Origin of the sequence: Streptomyces sp. NPDC093065 (genome assembly GCF_044754585.1) — a bacterium.
Lineage (GTDB): Bacteria > Actinomycetota > Actinomycetes > Streptomycetales > Streptomycetaceae > Streptomyces.
In genome coordinates this window covers 1-1,212 of sequence record NZ_JBIVPJ010000068.1, presented here as the reverse complement: position 1 = coordinate 1,212, position 1,212 = coordinate 1, and the positions used below count along the sequence as shown (strand labels likewise).

Below are 1,212 nucleotides of genomic sequence, written 5' to 3'. Positions count from 1 at the left end.
CGTGCAGATCGAGCCGGGGCGTGCGGCGTTCGTGGAGACGACGCTGAAGCCGAAGCGGATCATCTGGTTCGGTTCCAAGGAGGAGCGGCCCTACACGCTGGCGGTGCGGCGGTCGGGGGTGGATCCGACCGAGGTCGAGGGCACGTATGTGCAGCGCGGCTTCCTGCCCCGGTGGCTGGCGACGTTCTTCGGGGTCTTCCTGGCGTTGGCGATCGCGTTCGTGATGATCTGGATCGCCTACAAACCGCAGGTCCGCACCAGCGCCACCGAGCAGACCCAGCAGGCAGGTGTGGCGCTCGCGCCCAGTCCCAGTGCCACTCCGGAGACCCTGCCCAGCACCGCCGAATCCGCGCCCGCCGAGCCCCAGCAGCCGACGGCCCCCGAGGAATCCCAGAGCGACGGGGGCGGTGGTTCCGACGGCGGCGGTGACGGCGGTGACGGCGGCGGCGGGGAGTCCAAGAAGCCTGCCGTGAAACCGGTGGTGCCGGCGAAGAACGTCATGCTGTTCAACACCACCACCAAGATGTGCGCGGACATCCCGGATCGGGAGAAGGGCAAGATCAACGGCCCCGTCCAGCAGGCCAACTGCCACGAGACGGGCGACAACCAGTACTGGGACCTGGAAGTGAAGTACCCGAAGGGCGGCCCGGGAGGCGCCGCTCTCTTCCAGATCCGGAACGTCACCGACAAGTTCTGCATGGACCTCGGTGAGTACGGCGCCCGCCCGGTGGGGACCCCCGTGTCCGAGTTCCACTGCGACGGCACGATGGCCGACAACCAGCTCTGGTGGGTCGACAAGCAGGAGAGCGGCGACTACTGGATCCGCAACTACGCCAGCAACAACAAGTGCCTCAATGTGAAGGGCCAGAACGGTCCGACTCTGACCAGGCTGAACATCGCCGACTGCACCAACACCGATGACCAGGAGTGGAAGATCGTCCACCCGAACAAGGAGTGACCGCGGGGTCCGGGCAGTCGCAGGATCAGGCACCTTGGGGCAGCGGGTTCTGCCCCGACTGCCGCTGTCTCAAACGGAGTTGGCGCGTAGCGTCGGCGTGTGAGCCTGTGGACCTCCCTGGAGCCCGCGTCCGCGACCGTGGACCCCGGCAGCAGTACGCGTGTGCGCCTGCGGGTGCGCAATACCGGTGATGTCGTCGACGAGTACCGGTTCGAGCCGGTGGGGGAGGTGGCTCCCTGGACGACGGTGGAGCC

The 1,212-nt window shown here is 67.5% G+C and carries 1 protein-coding gene; it reads left to right on the top strand.

Annotation, left to right across the window (positions count from 1 at the left end; genetic code table 11):
- Window positions 1-958 (top strand): RICIN domain-containing protein (locus ACIQFU_RS38665; protein WP_402558073.1); only part of this gene is annotated, 958 nt, incomplete at its 5' end.
- Window positions 959-1,212: the final 254 nt, after the last annotated feature.